Annotated in this window: 18 protein-coding genes; 11 read left to right on the top strand and 7 right to left on the bottom strand. The window is 63.6% G+C overall.

The window, feature by feature from the left end:
• Positions 1 to 18 precede the first annotated feature (18 nt).
• Both M0R89_RS20665 and M0R89_RS20660 read right to left on the bottom strand, forming a co-directional pair.
• The gene (locus M0R89_RS20665; RefSeq protein WP_248652916.1) at positions 19 to 261 is read right to left on the bottom strand and encodes a hypothetical protein; all 243 of its coding nucleotides are present in this window, start codon (positions 259 to 261) and stop codon (positions 19 to 21) included.
• 216 nt (positions 262 to 477) lie between these two features.
• The gene (locus M0R89_RS20660) at positions 478 to 1,506 is read right to left on the bottom strand and encodes an LLM class flavin-dependent oxidoreductase (protein ID WP_248652915.1); all 1,029 of its coding nucleotides are present in this window, start codon (positions 1,504 to 1,506) and stop codon (positions 478 to 480) included.
• Positions 1,507 to 1,776: 270 nt separating this feature from the next.
• Between M0R89_RS20660 and M0R89_RS20655 the strand changes: the two genes are divergently transcribed.
• Complete coding sequence (locus tag M0R89_RS20655) at positions 1,777 to 2,751, top strand: transcription initiation factor IIB (protein WP_248652914.1); 975 nt, start codon at positions 1,777 to 1,779, stop codon at positions 2,749 to 2,751.
• 12 nt (positions 2,752 to 2,763) lie between these two features.
• Here M0R89_RS20655 and M0R89_RS20650 read toward each other — a convergent pair whose 3' ends face one another.
• Positions 2,764 to 3,525: an SDR family NAD(P)-dependent oxidoreductase gene (locus M0R89_RS20650; RefSeq protein WP_248652913.1), complete on the bottom strand. Its 762-nt coding sequence runs from the start codon at positions 3,523 to 3,525 to the stop codon at positions 2,764 to 2,766.
• Between the two features lie 229 nt (positions 3,526 to 3,754).
• Here M0R89_RS20650 and M0R89_RS20645 point away from each other — a divergent pair, with 229 nt between their 5' ends.
• The 7 genes from M0R89_RS20645 (at position 3,755) to M0R89_RS20615 (ending at position 11,027) form a co-directional block, all read left to right on the top strand.
• Positions 3,755 to 4,405, top strand: a complete 651-nt coding sequence (locus tag M0R89_RS20645) for a TetR/AcrR family transcriptional regulator (RefSeq protein ID WP_248652912.1) — start codon at positions 3,755 to 3,757, stop codon at positions 4,403 to 4,405.
• A complete protein-coding gene (locus M0R89_RS20640; protein ID WP_248652911.1) occupies positions 4,405 to 5,712 on the top strand; it encodes an MFS transporter in 1,308 nt (435 codons plus the stop codon). Before M0R89_RS20645 ends, M0R89_RS20640 begins: the two co-directional genes overlap by 1 nt.
• Before the next feature lie 136 nt (positions 5,713 to 5,848).
• Positions 5,849 to 6,874 carry a Cdc6/Cdc18 family protein gene (locus M0R89_RS20635; protein ID WP_248652910.1) on the top strand — a complete coding sequence of 342 codons (1,026 nt, stop codon included), beginning with the start codon at positions 5,849 to 5,851 and terminating at the stop codon, positions 6,872 to 6,874.
• Positions 6,875 to 7,109: 235 nt separating this feature from the next.
• Positions 7,110 to 7,724 carry a universal stress protein gene (locus M0R89_RS20630; protein ID WP_248652909.1) on the top strand — a complete coding sequence of 205 codons (615 nt, stop codon included), beginning with the start codon at positions 7,110 to 7,112 and terminating at the stop codon, positions 7,722 to 7,724.
• Positions 7,725 to 8,058: 334 nt separating this feature from the next.
• The gene (locus M0R89_RS20625) at positions 8,059 to 8,802 is read left to right on the top strand and encodes a winged helix-turn-helix transcriptional regulator (protein WP_248652908.1); all 744 of its coding nucleotides are present in this window, start codon (positions 8,059 to 8,061) and stop codon (positions 8,800 to 8,802) included.
• A 423-nt stretch (positions 8,803 to 9,225) separates the two neighbouring features.
• Entirely contained in the window at positions 9,226 to 10,827 is a 1,602-nt protein-coding gene (locus tag M0R89_RS20620; RefSeq protein WP_248652907.1) for a TrkH family potassium uptake protein, read from the top strand.
• On the top strand, positions 10,824 to 11,027 hold the full coding sequence (locus M0R89_RS20615; protein WP_248652906.1) for a hypothetical protein: 204 nt from the start codon (positions 10,824 to 10,826) through the stop codon (positions 11,025 to 11,027). Before M0R89_RS20620 ends, M0R89_RS20615 begins: the two co-directional genes overlap by 4 nt.
• A gap of 11 nt (positions 11,028 to 11,038) precedes the next feature.
• On the opposite strand, the gene M0R89_RS20610 is transcribed toward M0R89_RS20615, so the two are convergent.
• Positions 11,039 to 11,410, bottom strand: coding sequence for a hypothetical protein (locus tag M0R89_RS20610; protein ID WP_248652905.1), 372 nt, complete (start codon positions 11,408 to 11,410; stop codon positions 11,039 to 11,041).
• 84 nt (positions 11,411 to 11,494) lie between these two features.
• Between M0R89_RS20610 and M0R89_RS20605 the strand changes: the two genes are divergently transcribed.
• Complete coding sequence (locus tag M0R89_RS20605) at positions 11,495 to 12,184, top strand: potassium channel family protein (protein ID WP_248652904.1); 690 nt, start codon at positions 11,495 to 11,497, stop codon at positions 12,182 to 12,184.
• 38 nt (positions 12,185 to 12,222) lie between these two features.
• Here the strand turns inward: M0R89_RS20605 and M0R89_RS20600 are convergent, their stop codons facing one another.
• The gene (locus M0R89_RS20600) at positions 12,223 to 14,643 is read right to left on the bottom strand and encodes an amino acid permease (protein ID WP_438267697.1); all 2,421 of its coding nucleotides are present in this window, start codon (positions 14,641 to 14,643) and stop codon (positions 12,223 to 12,225) included.
• Positions 14,644 to 14,983: 340 nt separating this feature from the next.
• Between M0R89_RS20600 and M0R89_RS20595 the strand changes: the two genes are divergently transcribed.
• A complete protein-coding gene (locus M0R89_RS20595; RefSeq protein ID WP_248652903.1) occupies positions 14,984 to 15,136 on the top strand; it encodes a hypothetical protein in 153 nt (50 codons plus the stop codon).
• The gene (locus tag M0R89_RS20590) at positions 15,123 to 15,410 is read left to right on the top strand and encodes a DUF8156 family protein (RefSeq protein WP_248652902.1); all 288 of its coding nucleotides are present in this window, start codon (positions 15,123 to 15,125) and stop codon (positions 15,408 to 15,410) included. The genes M0R89_RS20595 and M0R89_RS20590 overlap by 14 nt, the downstream gene beginning before the upstream one ends.
• Positions 15,411 to 15,437: 27 nt before the next feature.
• Here M0R89_RS20590 and M0R89_RS20585 read toward each other — a convergent pair whose 3' ends face one another.
• Entirely contained in the window at positions 15,438 to 16,661 is a 1,224-nt protein-coding gene (locus M0R89_RS20585; RefSeq protein ID WP_248652901.1) for an FAD-dependent oxidoreductase, read from the bottom strand.
• A gap of 170 nt (positions 16,662 to 16,831) precedes the next feature.
• Positions 16,832 to 17,116: a translation initiation factor eIF-1A gene (gene eif1A / locus M0R89_RS20580; RefSeq protein WP_248652900.1), complete on the bottom strand. Its 285-nt coding sequence runs from the start codon at positions 17,114 to 17,116 to the stop codon at positions 16,832 to 16,834.
• Positions 17,117 to 17,207: the final 91 nt, after the last annotated feature.

The raw sequence follows: 17,207 nt of genomic DNA, 5'->3' as shown, positions 1-17,207 counted from the left end.
CCGCCGTTCTTTCGATTCTTACCGAGCGAATTTCTTCCGGCGATAGATTGCGACGTGATACTGAGTGAGTACCGCCGAGAACGCGACCAAAAGCGCCGCGAAGAGGCCGATGAAGACTAGCGACCCGTCGTGTACTAAGCCGTTTATCAACTGTAGAAGTCCGAACACCGGAAGGCCAAACGTGTAGAGGACCGTCCGGACCGGGAAATCGCTGGCCATCTGGAAAAACGCGTCTCTGTCGTCCGTTACTCCGTCCTGCATTGGCTGACCCCCATCGTGTCTCGTTCACGTTCTTCTGAGGCCAGATTATAGTCTTTTCGGAGCGCGTCGGCGGAACAATCGCTGCGGAGAGCCGACGAATGTATCGAAGCCCCAAACGCGAGGACACCGCCCACGAAAAACAGCGAGGCGTACCACTCTCCCGACGTTGCGGAGGGCCGGGTCGAACAGTTCGAGCGGGCGAGTGCAGACGCCTCGTCAGCGACCTGCGAGTCCGACGCCCTCCGCCAGCAGTTCGTGAGACCGGAGCGCGTCGTCGTGGTCGGGGACGACGTGCTGAATCATCACTTCCTCCACGCCGACGCGGTCGGCGAGTTGCTCCAAGAGGTCGGCGAGCGTCTCGGGACTTCCGGATATCGCTCGGGGCCACTCTCCCGGGTCGAGCGTGGCCGGCGTCGGGTCGGGGACGCCGCCGAGTTCGTCGATGGCCTCCTCGACGGACGGCGTGGTTCCGATATCTCCGCGCTGCATCCGCTTGTACGTAGCCTCGGCCACCGCTCGTAGGCGCGCCGCTTCCTCGTCGGTGTCAGCACAGACCGCGTTCACTGCGACCATTCCCTGCGGTTCCTCGACGCTACCGGCGAGCCGTGACGGTCGGAAGCTGTCGCGGTACTCCTCGAACGCGCGGGTGGCGAACTGCGGCCGGATGAACGCCGCGAAGCAGTACCGGAGTCCGAGTTCGCCCGCGATGGCCGCGCTCGACGGACTCGACCCGAGCACCCACGGGACGGGCGTCGCCTCGCCCGAGCGCGGAATCTGGAGGTCGCTGTAGGCGTGGTCGTCGGGGTAGTCGTCGTAGAGGTGGTTGACGACCGCCTCTATCTTCTCGGTGTGGTCCTCGTCGGGGTTCCGGACGCGTCGCTTCGTTCCGAGGGCGCGGTCGGCGGCCGGCGAACCGTTCGCTCGCCCAAGACCCGCGTCGATACGCCCCGGTGCGAGCGCGTCGAGTACGCCGAACTCCTCAGCGACCTTGAACGGACTGTAGTGGTTGAGCAGCACCGCCCCCGACCCGAGCCGAATCGAGTCGGTCTCGGCGGCGAGGTGTCCGAGCAACACCTCGGGGGTCGTCCCTGCGATGCGGTCGGCCATGTCGTGGTGTTCGGCGACCCAGAATCGAGAGTATCCCAGCCGTTCGGCCTGCTGCGCCGCCTCGACGGTGTTCGCGTAGGCGTCGGTTGCGGTGCCATCGTCGGGAACCGGAGAGAGGTCGACGACCGAGAGGTCCATGTCGGGTCTCGGAGTCTAAGGCGGATAACGCTTTCATTCTCGGCACGACCGGCCATGTTTCGAGGAGGGCTCGCGGAGACGACCCGGCCATCGTTGCTCCGACGTTCGAGACGATAGTTTCGCTCGGTCGTGAGAAGTTCGCGTGTTACGCAACCGAGTTTACTCTAACGCTGGTCGAACGCCTCGCAAACGAGTCCCGAGACAGTCGTTCCCCTTCTACACAGAACCATACTTATTAGGCAACCAAGCCACTACTATAATTGGACTTTAATGGTCCGGCTCAATCGACAGCGAGAACACGAACGTACGTCGGAAGAACAACAAGCAGAAGAAACGGAGGCGACGGAGGGAGAGAAGAGTTGTCCCGAGTGCGAGTCCGAGAGTCTCGTTACGAGCGGAGACGGTGACGAAATCGTCTGCGAGGACTGCGGACTGGTTCTCGACGACCAACAGATAGACCGCGGGCCGGAGTGGCGGGCGTTCAACCACGGCGAACGCCAGAGCAAGAGTCGCGTCGGCGCACCGACGACCCAGACGATGCACGACAAGGGGCTGACGACCCAAATCGACTGGAAGAACAAGGACGCCTACGGCCGGTCGCTCTCCTCGGAGAAGCGAAGCCAAATGAGCCGTCTACGGAAGTGGCAAGAGCGCATCCGGACCAAGGACGCGGGCGAGCGGAACCTCCAGTTCGCCCTGAGCGAAATCGACCGCATGGCCTCGGCGCTCGGCGTCCCGCGGTCGGTCCGCGAAGTCGCGTCGGTCGTCTACCGGCGCGCGCTCAAGGAGGACCTGATTCGCGGCCGGTCCATCGAAGGAGTCGCGACCAGTTGTCTCTACGCCGCGTGCCGCCAAGAGGGGATTCCCCGGAGTCTCGAGGAGGTGGCCGAGGTGTCCCGGGTCGAGAAGAAGGAGATCGGCAGAACGTACCGGTACGTCTCGAAGGAACTCGGCTTGGAGATGAAACCGGTCGACCCCAAGGAGTACGTGCCGCGGTTCACCTCCGAACTCGACGTGACCGAGGAGGTCAAGATGAAGGCCAACGAGATTATCGACAAGACCGCCGAGAAGGGCCTTCTCTCCGGGAAGTCGCCGACCGGATTCGCGGCCGCGGCCATCTACGCCGCGTCGCTGCTCTGCAACGAGAAGCAGACCCAGCGCGAAGTCGCCGACGTGGCGCAGGTGACCGAAGTTACCATCCGCAACCGGTATCAGGAACAGATAGAAGCGCTGGGCGTCCACTGACAGGTGTCGTCCCTACCCGCTTTCGTAGCCGCCGTCGATGACGAGGCCGTGGCCGGTCACGTACGACGCGTGGTCCGACAGCAGGAAGGCGACGCAGTCCGCGACTTCGTCGGGGTCTCCCAATCGCTTGAGCGGGTACTGTTCGACCATCGCCTCTCGCGCCCGGTCGGGGTCGTCTCTGCCTTCGAAGTAGCTGTCGGTCAGCGGCGTATCGACGAACCCCGGACACACGGCGTTCACTCGGACGCCGTGCGGTCCGGCCTCTTGGGCGGCGGCGCGCGTGAAGTTCAACACCGCGCCCTTCGTCAGCGAGTACACCGACTGGCCGGGCAGTCCGAGTTTGCCCGCGACGGAAGACATGTTGACAACTGAGCCGTGGCCCTGTTCTTTCAAGAGCGGCAACGCGGCGTGACAGCAGTTCCAGACGCCGTTGATGTTGACGTTCATCACGAAGTCCCGGACGCTCTCGTCTACGTCCTCGATGGACTGTCCGGGGTGTCCCACACCGGCGTTGTTGAACAGACCGTCTAGCCCGTACTCCTCGTGGGCGGCCTCTATGACGGTCGCCACCTGCTCGGGGTCGGTCACGTCGAGTTCGTGGGCCTCCGCGTCGCCTCCGTCATCGCGAATCGTCTCGGCGACTTCCTCCGCCCCGGGCGTGTCCACGTCCGTGACGAGCACCCGCGCGCCGTACTCGCTACACTGTTTCGCAGTCGCCGCACCGATTCCGGACGCAGCGCCCGTGACGAGTACCGTCTTGTCATCGAGTTGCATACGGAGGGTTACGTACCCCTGACATATAACGTTCGAGCGAGCGGTGACTGTCCGTATCGAAACCGAACGCGGTGTCCTGCGAGTCGAGGCGATACACGGCAGGTGACGCTCCGCGACGGTATCTGACCGACGGCGTCGGGTCTCGCTCCGCGGACGACCGCAGTATCTGCGGCCACGTCGCGGTCACCGGCCGAACTGCCAACTGGTTGAACCGAAGGCTACAAGAATCTTGATTGAGTACTCAATCAACATGGTCGAAGACGCCGACGACGTCTCCACCGAGCAAGCGCTCCTCAGAGCCACCGGACAAGCCCTCCGAGAACACGGCATCGAAGGGCTGACCACCGAACGCGTCGCGGAAGCGTGGGGGAAATCCCAGTCTCTCGTCCACTACTACTACGAGACGAAGACGGAACTCGTCACCGCGTACATCGAGTACGTCCGGTCGAACTGCAACGCGGAGTACGAGGCGCGCGCCAGCGACCCCCCGACCGAGCGAATCCGGTGGTTCTTGGACTTCTCGGCCGACCCGACGGAGACCGAACGGGCGGCGAGTCGCGTTCAACTCGAACTACACGCGACGGCGGCCCACAACGACGCCTATCGAGCGGAACTGAACCGACTCGAAGACGACGGTCGCGCGTTCGTCCGACAGGCCATCGAGGACGGTATTACCGCAGGCGAGTTCCGCGACGTGGACGTCGAAGCGACGACGAGTCTCCTGCTTTCGGCCCACGACGGCGGCGTCCTCCGGGCGACGACCCTCGAACGGAGCGAAGACGCCGACACGCTCAGACGCGGTCTCGAAGAGTACCTCTCGTCGGTCCTCGGCGTGGAAGAGGACCACAACCCCTCGAACGGCGGTGCGGAGGACTCGTAATGTCGTTCCGGTCGGCGCTCTCCCACCGGGGGTTCCGAGCGCTCTGGTTTGGACAGGTCGCCTCCCGAGTCGGCGATAGCGTCCACGAAATCGCGCTCATCTGGGTGGTCTATGAAGTCACCGGCGACCCGACGCTGCTCTCGCTCACGTTCGTCGCTAGCTTCCTCCCGACGACGGTCCTCTCGCTGCCCGGCGGTGCGATTGCCGACCGCGTCAACCGCAAGCACCTCCTCGTCGGGTCCGACGTCGTCAGGGGCGCGGTCGTTCTCGTCATCCCTGCGGTCGGACGCGGCGAACTGCTCGTTCCGACTATCCTCGCCGTCGCCCTTTTCACCGGCATCATCGACGCGTTCGACGGCCCGGCCCGGAGCGCGATAATCCCGCAACTCGTCCCCGACGACGACCTCGAGTCGGCGAACTCCCTGAAGGAACTGACCTTCAGCGTCTCCCAGATGTTCTTCGCCGGAGGCGGCGCGGTAATCGCAGTCGTCGGTTCGTTCGACGCCTTCTACGTCGACGCCGGTTCCTTCTTCCTCTCCGCGCTGTTCGTCCTCGCCATTCCGTCCGAGCGCGGCCGCCCGTCGCCGGACGAAGACCAGTCACCGAAACGAACGTTTCGCGCGCGACTCCGGTCGGTCGTTCGAGAGACGAAGCGGGACATCTCCGACAGTCTCGGGTACGTCGCCGACCATCCGCTCCTGACGAACCTCGTCGCGTTCCAAGTCGGTCTCCAGTTCACCCTCGCCCCCATCAACGTCGCGCTCCCCGTCTACGCTCCCTCGCTCCCGCTCGAAGGCGGGTTCGCCATCGGCCTCCTGTACTCGGCGTTCTTCACGGGGATGACCGCGGGAAGCCTCCTCGTCGGCCGGTACGACGGCCTCGTCCACGCCTATCGCGGGCGACTCGTCGTGGGCGGTCTCCCGGTGTTCGGTCTCCTGCTCGTTCTCGCCGTCGTACGCGTCCCGACCACGGGGGTTCAGACTGCCGCCGTCCTCGTCTCGCTCGCGCTCGCCGGAGCAGTGTTCGCCGCGGTCAGGGTTCCGGTAACTACGCTCGGTCAACTGGTGGTGCCGGAGGAGCGACTCGGCAGATACAGTTCCGTCGTCGGCGTGTTCTCGTCGCTGGCGTTCGTCGTCGGTCTCGGTCTCACCGGTCCCGTCGTCGACGCGTTCGGCAGTCGGGCCACGCTGCTCGGAGTGGGAGCGCTAGGGATACTTTTAGGCGGCCTCTTCGTGGGGCAACCGCTCGGGCAGATAAGCGGCGAAGTGCAAACGCGGACCGCGAGTACCGGCGAGTCCAACGCGTAGGAGCGGCCGAGCGTCGAACGCGCGCCGACGCGCCAACGTGTCGACGCGACGGGCGAACCTACCGCCGACGGGACTTCTGGAATTTCCGGAAAACCAGCCTCGGCATTTAAGTCCCAGTGGCCTGATACCGGAACTAATGATAACCGATGCTCGCGTCCTCCGGACAGGCTTCGTTCCCCGAGAAGTCGAGCATCGAGACGCCGAGGTCACCCACCTCACCGAGGTCCTCGCTCCGCTGACCGACGGCGACCCCGCCGACACCACCCTCCTGCTCGGCCCCTCGGGCGTCGGCAAGACCTGTCTCGCCAAGTACACCGCCGAGCAGTTGCGCCAAGAGGTCCTCGACGTAGAGTACCAGTACGTCAACTGCTGGCAGAACTTCTCGGAGTTTCGCACCCTCTACCGGATTTTAGAGGGACTCGGCAAAACGATAGACATCCACCGCCAGTCCACGCCGCGCGACGAACTCTTCGAGCGACTGCGCACGTACGACGGCCCGCCGTGCGTGGTCATCCTCGACGAGGCCGACCAACTCGAACAGAAGCGTCTGCTCTACACGCTCCACGAACTCCCGCAGTTCTCGATGCTGCTCATCGCCAACCGCGAGCGGGAACTGTTCGCCAACGCCGACGAACGCCTGACCAGTCGGCTCACGGGGTGCGAGCGCGTGCGGTTCGACCGCTACGACTCGGCGGAACTCGTGTCCATCATGGACGCCCGCGTGAAGCGCGGTCTCGAGGAGAACGCCGTCGAGCGCGACCAGTTGGCGACCATCGCCGACGCCGCCGCGGGCGACGCCCGCGTCGCGCTCAGTGTCCTCCGGACGGCCGCCCGGCAGGCCCACCAGAGCTACGAGTCGAGAATCACCGACGAAATCGTGGAAGCGTCGATTCCGGAGGCGCGCGCCGAACGCCACGAGAAGGACGTGGACACGCTGACGCCCCACCAGCACACGCTCTACGAGATTATCGAGGACCACGACGCCATCTCGCCGAGCGAACTGTACGAGGAGTACCGCGAGCGCACGGACGACCCGAAGACCGACCGCACGGTCCGCAACTACCTCTCGAAGATGGACCAGTACGACGTGATAGAGGCCGAGGGGACGAGTCGCGACCGGACGTACCGGTCGGTGTCCGAGACGTTCGACCGAATCGAGTAATCGGTGGACCGCCGTCGGACGAGACCCGACGACCGCGGGTCGAGTGAGCATCCCGAATCTAGGTATAAAACCGTCTTGCGGTGTCGTAGCTGAGAGCCACAGAGACTTTTGGCGGATGAACCGTATCAGAATTCGGTGAACAAGGATGTCGTCACAGACCGTGTTGATTCCAGTCGAGTTCCCCGACCCGGACCCGCTCCCTTCGACCTTCGTAGAGGGGCTCACAAGTTGTAAAGTGATTCTGCTCGGTGTCTACGAGACGCCGAGGGAACTGACGGCAGACGAACGGCAGCGACGCGAAGTGGAGGCGTATCGGGACCTGTACACGCTCGCGGCCGACTTCGTTCAAAGAGGGGAGACCGCCGAGGTAGAACTCGTCATGGGAGAGAACGTCGCGGACGCACCGACGACCGTCGCCGAAGACCGGGACGTGGACGCGCTTCTCGTACCGAACCCCATCACCACCTTGGGCCACGTCTTAGTCGCGATACGCGACGAGAAGTTCGCGCGACCGATCAGCGACTTCGTCTGCGCGTTGAATCAGGAGGTTCTCTTACACACGAATCTCTTGCACGTCGCCGAGTCCGAGTCCGACGTCGAGGAGGGCGAGCAACTGCTCTCGGAGGTCAAACAGCGACTCGTCGACGAGGGGTACTCGCAGGCAGGAATCGACAAGGAAGTCGTCGTCGACGACGACCCGTCGTTCGCGATAAGCCAAGCGGCGAGGAACAACGACCTGATCGTCGTGGGCGAGACGCAGGAACCGGGAGTCGAGCGCGTCTTTGGGCCGACGTACGAATCGATCGCCGACCGGACGGAACTCCCGATAATCGTTGTTCGGGATACGTAACCCGAGCGGTACGGAAATCGTTCCGGACGGGACTCGCACGACTGGTCTCGAGCGAGTCGCATCGACGCCGACCGCGCGGTACGTGGCGACTGCGTCGAGTGACGACTGCTCGGCGTATAGGACGAAGGCGAACCGTCTCCGGCAAGTCACGGCTGGCACCGATTCGTACGGCGCGGTTTGGTACCGGTACGGAAACCCGGAGTGAATTACTCGTTCCGAAGTCTCTTTTTAGTGCGCGGTTAGGGTAGTCGCGTCGTGCAAGTCGGCCGAGAGAAGGATTGATGAGGCTACGAAAGCCGGAAGCGGTTTATCATCCCATCACCGCATCTTAGGTATGAGCGTTCGCTTGGACGAAATAGACAAGCGTATTCTTTATCACCTCGCTCGGGATGCGCGGGGCATCTCCGCCCCGGACATCGCCGAGGAGGTCAACGTCTCGGCGGGAACCATCAGAAACCGCATCAGGCAACTCGAAGAGAAGGGCATCATAGAGGGATACCACGCCCGAATCGACTACGAGCGCGCGGAGCGACGGCTGACGAACCTGTTTATCTGTACGACCGACGTGCCCGACCGCGAGCGCATCGCGAAACAGGTCGCGGACATCCCCGGCGTGACCGACGTCCGCGAACTCATGACTGGCCGGGGCAACCTCCACGTCGCCGCAGTCGGCGAGGACATGGCCGACCTCTCGCGAGTCGCCCGCGACCTCGCGAATCTGGGTATCGACATCGAGGAGGAGAACCTCATCCAGCAGGAGTACCGCGGCCCCTACGACGCCTTCGGTCCCGAGGACGGGCCGGACGCCCACTCGATAACCGACTTCATGAACCTGTCCGGTGGCGCGGAGGTCGTCGAACTCGTCGTTTCTTCGTCGGCCCAAATTGCCGACCTCACGTTACAGGAGGCGAACAAGCGGGGCATCATCGATTCCGAAGCGCTCATCATCTCCATCGAGCGAGACGAGGCGATGCTCACACCGAAAGGAGACACCCACCTCCGTCCGGACGACGTCGTGACGCTCTTTTCGCGGAACGGTATCGACGAGGAGACCATCAGCGCGTTCGGCGACCGATAGCGTCCTCTCGCGCTTCGGAGGACGACTCTCGGGACACTTCGAGAGCGGATTTTCCTGCTCGCGAGAGGCGTCTATGAGAGTACCCTTTTCATTCACCCGTAGGGACAGAATCCGGAACAAAGCATAAGCATAGGAATCGCACGCGAACACTACTTATAAATGGAGTTGGGCAATCAGAAGTTTTAAATTACTCCTAACAGGTGACTCTTGTTGATGGGACTACGCAGACTATCGAATAAAACATATCGAGCAAATACTACCTCGTATCCGACACGCGGTCGGGCGTCCGGTCTGTGTCGCGAACGCATTGCGAGAACCAGTAGCAACCGCTGTCGGGCGAACAGCGAGTACGCCCGGAGGGCGTCGGTAGGACGGCGAGAGGACACCGTCTGGCACCGATTTCGCTCGGAGGCGTAGAGGACGATGAACGGGGAGTTCGGAACCATCGGCCGCGACCTCGGACGGATGCTGGAGGCGTTGGCGGGACTGATGTTCGCCTCGCTCGTCGTTCCGATAGCGTGGGGCGAACACTACGTGATACTGCCGATGGTCGCCTCGGGACTCGTTCCGCTCGGATTAGGGCGGTGGCTCTCGACGCGGTACGCCGACGCCGCCGACCCCGGGAAACTCCACGGGATGACCATCGCCGCGTCGGGGTGGTTCCTCGTCGCGCTGTTCGGGTCGCTCCCGTTCCTGCTCGTCGCGTGGACGGTCCACCTCGACCCGTGGTTCCTGAACGCGCCGGAGTTCACCGGACGGGCGGCGTCGACGCTCGCGGCGTTCCGGAACCCGCTGAACGCGTTCTTCGAGTCGATGTCGGGGTTCACCGGCACGGGACTCACGATGACCGACGACGAGAGTTCCCTCCCCCACCTGCTCCAGTGGTGGCGGTCGTTCATCGAGTGGGTCGGCGGGGTCGGCGTCATCGTCCTCACGACCGCCATCCTCGCTCGACCCGGAAGCGGGTCGCTGACACTCTACGAGAGCGAAGCCCGTTCAGAGAAGATTCACCCGGGCATCGTCTCGACGGTTCGGACCATCTGGTGGATTTTCCTCCTGTTCACCTTCGTCTCGATTCTGCTGCTATGGCTGGCGGGGATGCCGATGTGGGACGCCATCAACCACGCGATGACCGGTCTCGCCACCGGCGGGTTCTCCATCACGGACAACAGCATCGCGACCTACGACAGCGTCGCCATCGACTTCGCGCTGCTGCCGGTCATGGTCCTCGGGAGCATCGCGTTCCCCATCCACTACCTCATCTTGCAGGGCGACCTGCGGAACTTCTACGAGGACCTCCAGACGCGATGGGTGTTCGTCTACTTCGCCGCGGGTGCGCTCGGTCTCACGGCGATGCTGTACTCGAATCAGGTGTACACGCCCGAGTCGATGACCGTCGCTGGGATGACGCTGACCGGAAGCGGCGCCGCGCTGTTCCAGTCGTTCCGGTACGGGGCCTTCCAGTTCGTCTCGGCGGCCTCGTGTACCGGGTTCCAGACCGCCAGTTCCCTCGGAACGGCGTGGTCCGCTCAGGCGCAACTGCTCGTCTCCTTCGGGATGGTCGTCGGCGCGGCCGCCGGGTCCACCGTCGGCGGTATCAAACTGATTCGCGCTCTCACGCTGACGAAGGGGACGATGTTCCGGATACGGGACGTCTTCTACCCGCCGTCGGCGATTCGGACGTTCAGCCTCAACGGTCGGAATCTCTCGGAGGAAGAGGCGTCCAAGGAGTTCGAGGAGGCGGCCATCATCACGTTCCTCTGGTTCGTTTTCCTCGGACTCGGAACGCTCGTCTTGCTCCTCGTTCTCCCCACGGGGACCGACGGGTTCACGCTCGAAAACGTCCTGTTCGAGGTCGCAAGCGCACAGGGCAACGTCGGCCTTTCGTCGGGCATCACCGGCCCGAGCATGCCGACGCTCGCGAAGGTGACGTTCCTGTTCAACATGTGGATTGGCCGACTCGAAATCATCCCGGTACTGGTCCTGCTTCGGGGAGCCTTCGTCAGATTAGGAGGGTACCGATGAACCCCGATAGCGTCCCGGTCATCGGAGAGATTCTCGACGCGGGACCGAACGACCGCGCGTTCGACTCGCTGCTGCTCGTCGGACCGCTGCTCATCGCCACCGTCGCCCTACTCGGTCGGTCGATAGGCACGATACTCTTGGCGATGGGGTATCTCGCGGCCTTCGTCGGGTACACGCTCTCGAAAGCCCTCTCGTCGTGAGCCCGCTCTCCTCACGACTCGGAGACGGGGCCGATGAACTCCCAGTGTAAAGACGGCTCTTTCCCTCGTTCGGGATGGTTTTCGACCCGAACGTGATACAGGTACGGTCCGTGCGGGCACTCGTCGCAGCCTTCCGCACACGGTTGTTTCTTGGCGACCATCGTGTACCCTTCCTTCTCGTCCACTTCGAGGAGTTCCTCGCCGGATTTGGCTTCGAGCAAGTCCTCCACCGTCGGCGGTTCGGGCAACAGCGAGCGAGCGTGCGAAACGACGGCGCGGAGTTCGGACTCGTTCAGTTGGGGGAGTCGGTCCGCGAGGTCCTCGGGGAGGTCAGAAGGCGGAGAAGCGGAGGAATCCGAGTGGCTGTTAGGATTCTGTGACATGATTCGCACTTCGTAGTTCTCCTACTTAGAATTGTGGAATCAGAATCCATCACTTTTAAGCGATTGTGCCTTCCTAAAACCAGCATGTACGTCATTATCGTTGGTGCGGGCGACATCGGGTCGCAACTCCTCGAAATCGCGACCCGAGAGAACAACAACGTGGTCGTAATCGAGAAAGACGAGGCAGTAGCCACCCGTACCGCCCAGAACTTCGACTGTCTCGTGCTGAACCGAGACGCGACGGTGATGGACGCGCTCGAGGAAGCGGGCGCCGAACAGGCCGACGCCATCATCAGCACGACCGAATCCGACGCCACGAACATCATGGTGATGCTCCTCGCTCAAGAACTCGAAATCCCCTCCCAAGTCTCCGTCGTCCACAACCCCGAACACATGGGTCTGTTCCGCCAACTCGGCGTCAACGTCCTCGAAAATCCGGAACACTTGATCGCAGAGTACCTCTATCGGGCGGTCCAGCGGCCGGCAATCAAGGACTTCATGCACCTCTCCGGGGACGCGGAGATATTCGAGATTACGGTCGGCGAGGGTAGCCCGCTCGTTCACCGGACGCTCGCTACTGCTGACGAAGACGGCATCCTCCCCGACGACGTTCGGGTGGTCGCCATCGAACGCGACCACTCCGTCATCCTCCCGCAAGGCGACACCGAAATTCGGACCGGGGACTTGGTAACCGTGTTCTCGACGCGCGGCTTCGAACCCGAGATTATCGAAGTGTTCGTGGGTGAGGAGGGAGTCCGGTCGAAAGTCACCTAGCGAGTCCACAGGAGACCGCTGTAGGGAGTGTCGCGTCGTTACCGCCCGAGCCAACGAGCGAGTCGTGACGCAATGTCCGTGTTCCGTTTCGCCATGATGACGGTGTTCTTCGCCTGCCATCCAACCTGTTCGGGAACGACCCCGAAGACGAACTGTTGGAGCAGTCCCTCTCGGGTGGCACCGATAATCGTGAGGTCGGAGGACTCCGACCGGTCAACGATAGCGGTGACGATGTCCTCGCCCTCGACGACGTTCGTTTCGGCGATGTCGTCACCCTCGAAGATAGCAGCCGTAGACTCGACGGTGTCCCGTGCCTCCTGTCGCCGCTGGTCGCTCGCGCCCGGGTCGACAATGTGAACCACGTCGATACGGGCGCCCGTCGTGCGGGCTATCGCTTGCGCTATTTCGGCGGCGAACTCGGCGTGGGGTCCGCCCGCCGTCGGGAGCAGGATGGACTCGACGGTCCCCGTCGCGCTTCCGATTCGCTCGACGAGTACGTCGGCGTCCGCCTTCTGTACGACCGTATCGACGTTACTTCCGAGGACGATGTCTCGCCGCTGAGTCTTGTGTTGTCCCTTCCACCCCATCAGAACCGTCTCGCAGTCGTACTGTTCGACGGTGTTGATGATCGCCTGTGCGACGTCGTGACCGATACGGACCGTCCCGCTGACCGGCACGTCGACTTCCTTCGCGATGTCCATCGCTCGCTCGACCACCTCCCGTTCGTCCGTGACGAACGTCCGACCCTCGGAAATCGGGGTCTGTTGAGGGACGGTGACGACGCTCATCACTAGGATTTCGGCGTCTTTGTCGCGCGCGATATCGACCGCGGTCCGCATCAACTGCTCGGCGTTTTCCGGGTTCGCTATCGGGACCACGATTTGACCGTCCGACTCCGACGGACTACGTTCGGTCAGCAGCGTGGGCGTCTCCTGCTCTATCTGCTCGGCCTCCTTTCGCTTGGAGTAGCCGTAGTAAATCGCGAGACCGAACAGCATCCAGATTGCGGTCGTCACCAGCGCGATGAGACCGTGGTTGCTCTCGCCGATACCGATGGCCTCCAGTCCGAGGGTGTAGATGAGGAACGGCGTCAGTAGTATCTGCAGTCCGATGCCGATGAGCGGCGGCCACGGCATGTACGGCACTTCGTACGTCCGCGGCAGGTCGGGGTGTGTCTCGCGCATCCGGATGACCGTCCAGTTCACTTGGACGAACAGCAGGATGAACATGATGTCCGCCGAAGCCGCAACCGCCTCGATGGGAAGGATGACCGCCATCGCCGCGATGAGGATAGCGGAGATGAAAATCGCCCAGTGGGGCGTCCGCTTGTCGGGGTGAATTCGGTCGAAGACGCCGGGAAGCGCGCGGTCGCGACCCATGGCGAACGAGACGCGACTCGACGAGTACACTGTCGCGTTCAGTGCGCTCATGGTCGCCGCCAGTCCGGCGAACAGCAACAGCGGAACGCCGTAGGGCATGAACTGGCCCGCGGCGCGGATGATGCCGAGTTCGCCGAGTTCGCCGAGCAGTTCCCACGTGTAGACGCTCTGTTGGCCGCCCACCTCGGCTAACCCGATGATGCGTTGGGTCACGTCGATGCCGCCGATGGACGCGAACGCCACGAGGACGTAGATAGGGACGACTATCAGCATCGAATAGAACACCGCCTTCGGGATGTTCTTACCGGGGTCGACGACCTCTTCGCCGGACTGCACGATGATTTCGTACCCCTCGAACGCGATGTAGGTGAACCCCATCGCGCCGATGATACCGAACAGGCCGTTCGGCGCGAACGAGGGACTGGCGAAGAACTTGTCGGTCCACTGGGGAGCGGTGACGGTCGCGTACGCGCCGAACGCGATGAACGCCCCGAGGATGACGATTTTGATTCCCGTGACGACCACGCCCGCCTTTCCGGTCTCCTCCGCTCCGCGGTAGTTGATGTATGCGAAGGCGGCGACCATGAGGACCGATAATCCCTTTTCGGCCATTATCGGGGTGACGAACCCGAAGAGATGGAACTCGTGGGGGAGTCCCGTCGAGTAGACGATGAGTTCGACGAGGAAGACCCCGAAGGTGACGGCGTAGAGCGAACACGCGACCGCGTGAGCGAACCAACTCATCCACCCGGCGTAGAACCCGTTGGGGTCTACGAGCGCCTCTTTCACCCAGAGGTAGCCACCGCCGGCCTCGGGGAACGCCGCGCCGAGTTCCGCGTACGACACCGCAGTGAACATCGCCACGAAGCCGTTGAGGAGAAACGCGAGCGTCAGCGCGGGTCCGGCGAGTCCGGCGGCGAACCCGGTGAGCGCGAACACGCCCGCGCCGATCATCGCCCCCACGCCGATGAAGGTGATGTCGAAGAGACTCATGTCCCGCGACAGTTCCGTCTCTACGTCTCCCTCCTCCCCGCCGACTTGATCCCCCGTCGTGACGTCTTGCGAAGAATCATCCGCCATTACCGCCTCCTACAATAACTGACGTTAAAAAGAGATTGGCGGACAAGCAGACTGTCAAGTATCTTCTGCGAAGGTGCGCAGCGAAACGACAGATATGTAAAAAGACCGAAGGCTAACGACAGCGTTCGTAGCCACCTCTCAAACAGGGAGAGGAGTAACGCACAATTCGACCGAAGAACGGGCCGCGACTGGACGCGGCGGTCGATTCCGGTAACGTTTGGAAACCGAGGCATCCGCAACGTGAGCCCCTAACTCGTCCTCCTCCGGGACACGGCTCGCTTCCGGAACTTCTGGAAGCCGCGCGCCGACGCTTAACCGGCTACCGCGAGTACGTCTGTGTATGCGAGCGATACCACAGAACGGTGGGGTACCGAAATCGGAGCGACCCGAGTTAGCGGTAGGCGTTCGTCCGCTCGATTCGGTGGGAGACGAGCGAGCGACCGCGACCAGCGCCGCGCCGACCACGGAGGTGAGCGTCGATGGGGCCCGCTAACACGGCGTTCCGCGACACGCTCGCGTCGCTCGAAGATAGCTGGCGGGACTACCGGCGGGCGCTCCGCCGGCCGGACAGGGACCGCTTCGACCGCCTCTGGGAGGACGCCCGCCGGTACGCCGACGCGGGCGGCTACCTCGACCGCCGGAACCCGATGGTCGTCGTCCTGCTCTCGATGGTCCTCGCTCAAGAGAAGCGCATCGAGGACCTCGAAGCGGAACTCGAAGGCGCGCGGTCCGAGGCGACGGCCGACCCGGACGATTCGGCGTCGTAGGTAGAGGCCCGTCGAACTGAAATCACTTCACGATTCACATGCGCCAACTACGTCGGCGTCGGTCACGCTCTGCCCGTCGAACTCGGCGACGAGTTCGTCGAGTCGGTCGGGGGCGTCCGCGCCGGGGAGTTGGCGGTCCGCGGTCAGGCACTCGGCGTCGACGCCCAACCGGTCGCAGACGTGGTCGGTGGCCGACTCCGCCATCTGGCGGTACGTGGTCAGTTTCCCGCCGACGACGCTCGCGAAGTTGTCGACGCCGTCGGCGGCGTGGTCCAATCGGAAGAACCCGCGGGAGATGCCGCGGCCGCCGCGTTCGTCCTCGTCGGGGCCGTACAGCGGGCGGACGCCCCACCACGTCCGGACCGTCGGTGCGTCGGCGACCGGCGGGAGCATGGCGGCGCACTCCGCGACCGTTTTCGAGACCTCCCACTCCTCGGTCGGGTACTCGTCGGGACTCTCGACGCGGACGCTCGTGGTTCCGAGGACGACCTCCGAGTCGTGTGGCACGATAATGTCTCCGTCGTCGGGGGCGCGACACCGGTTAAGGACGGGGCCGAGGCGGTCGTACTCGACGGAGACCATCACGCCCCGCGTCGGCCGCATCTCTACGTCTACGCCGGCCATCGCGGCGACCTGTTCGGCCCACGCGCCGGCCGCGTTGACGACGTAGTCGGGGTCGACGCGGTCGTCGACGGTCCCTCCGACGTCGACGCCGGTGATGCGTCCGTCGACGACGGTCATGCCCTCTACAGGAGCGTGGGGGTGAATCGTCGCGCCGTGGTCGCGGGCGTCGGCCGCGTTGGCGGCGACGAGTCGCGAGGGGTAGACGACGGCGTCGGGCACCTCCATCGCACGCTCGACGTCGGCCGAGAGGTCCGGGACGACTTCGCCCGCGGCGTCGCCGTCGAGGACGTTCGCCGGGATACCGACGGTTTCGCAGGCCTCGCGCTTTGTCTCGAAGTACGCGGGGTCGTCCTCGGCGAGTTGGACGAACAGTCCGCCGGTGTCGCGGACGCAGGCCCCGGCAATTTCCTTGAGAACGCGGTTTGCTTCGATGCACTCCTCGGCGCCGACCGGGTCGGACTCGGCGTAGCGCGCCCCGCTGTGTAACAGGCCGTGGGAGCGTCCGGACGTGCCGCTGGCGAGACCGCCGCGGTCGACGAGCGTCGCGTCCACGCCGCGAAGCGCGAGGTCGCGGGCGATTCCGGTCCCGGTCGCGCCGCCGCCGATTACGAGGACAGTCGTCTCCATACGGTTGGTTCGGTTATGCGTGTAAGTTCTTGACGGCGACCCGACCGTCTGACCGTCGAACTGTTCGACAGCGGACTGCTACGTGAACGAACTCGTCGTCACTCCGCTAGTGAGATGAGATAGAGTAAAACGAGACGAACCGACCCAGACGGGTCGGTATCGCGGCGGCGTTAGTCGATGTGGCCTTCGGCGCGGAGCTGGTCGGCGTCCTGCTCGGTGTAGCGCCATTCGACGTCGGCCTTCTCGTCCTGCCAGTCCCACGGGTCGACGAGGACGACGTCGCCTTGGTTGATCCACGTTCGGTACTTCATTCGTCCGGGGATGCGGCCCATTCGGTTCTGGCCGTCCTCGCACTGGACGCGCACGTGGTTTCCGCCGTTGTGTTCGGTCACGACGCCGAACAACTCGTCGCTGTTGGGCATGCGAAGGTTTCGCCGCCCGGAGTTTTCGCTCATACCTTACAGAGGAACGCCCCACGGAAAAGTCATCCGAGATGTTTGGTGACGTATAACACTGATGGCACACGGGGGTTCGTCTCCCTCCGTC

Origin of the sequence: Halorussus limi (assembly GCF_023238205.1) — an archaeon.
Classification (GTDB): Archaea; Halobacteriota; Halobacteria; order Halobacteriales; family Haladaptataceae; genus Halorussus; species Halorussus limi.
This window is presented reverse-complemented; position numbering and strand designations above follow the sequence as displayed.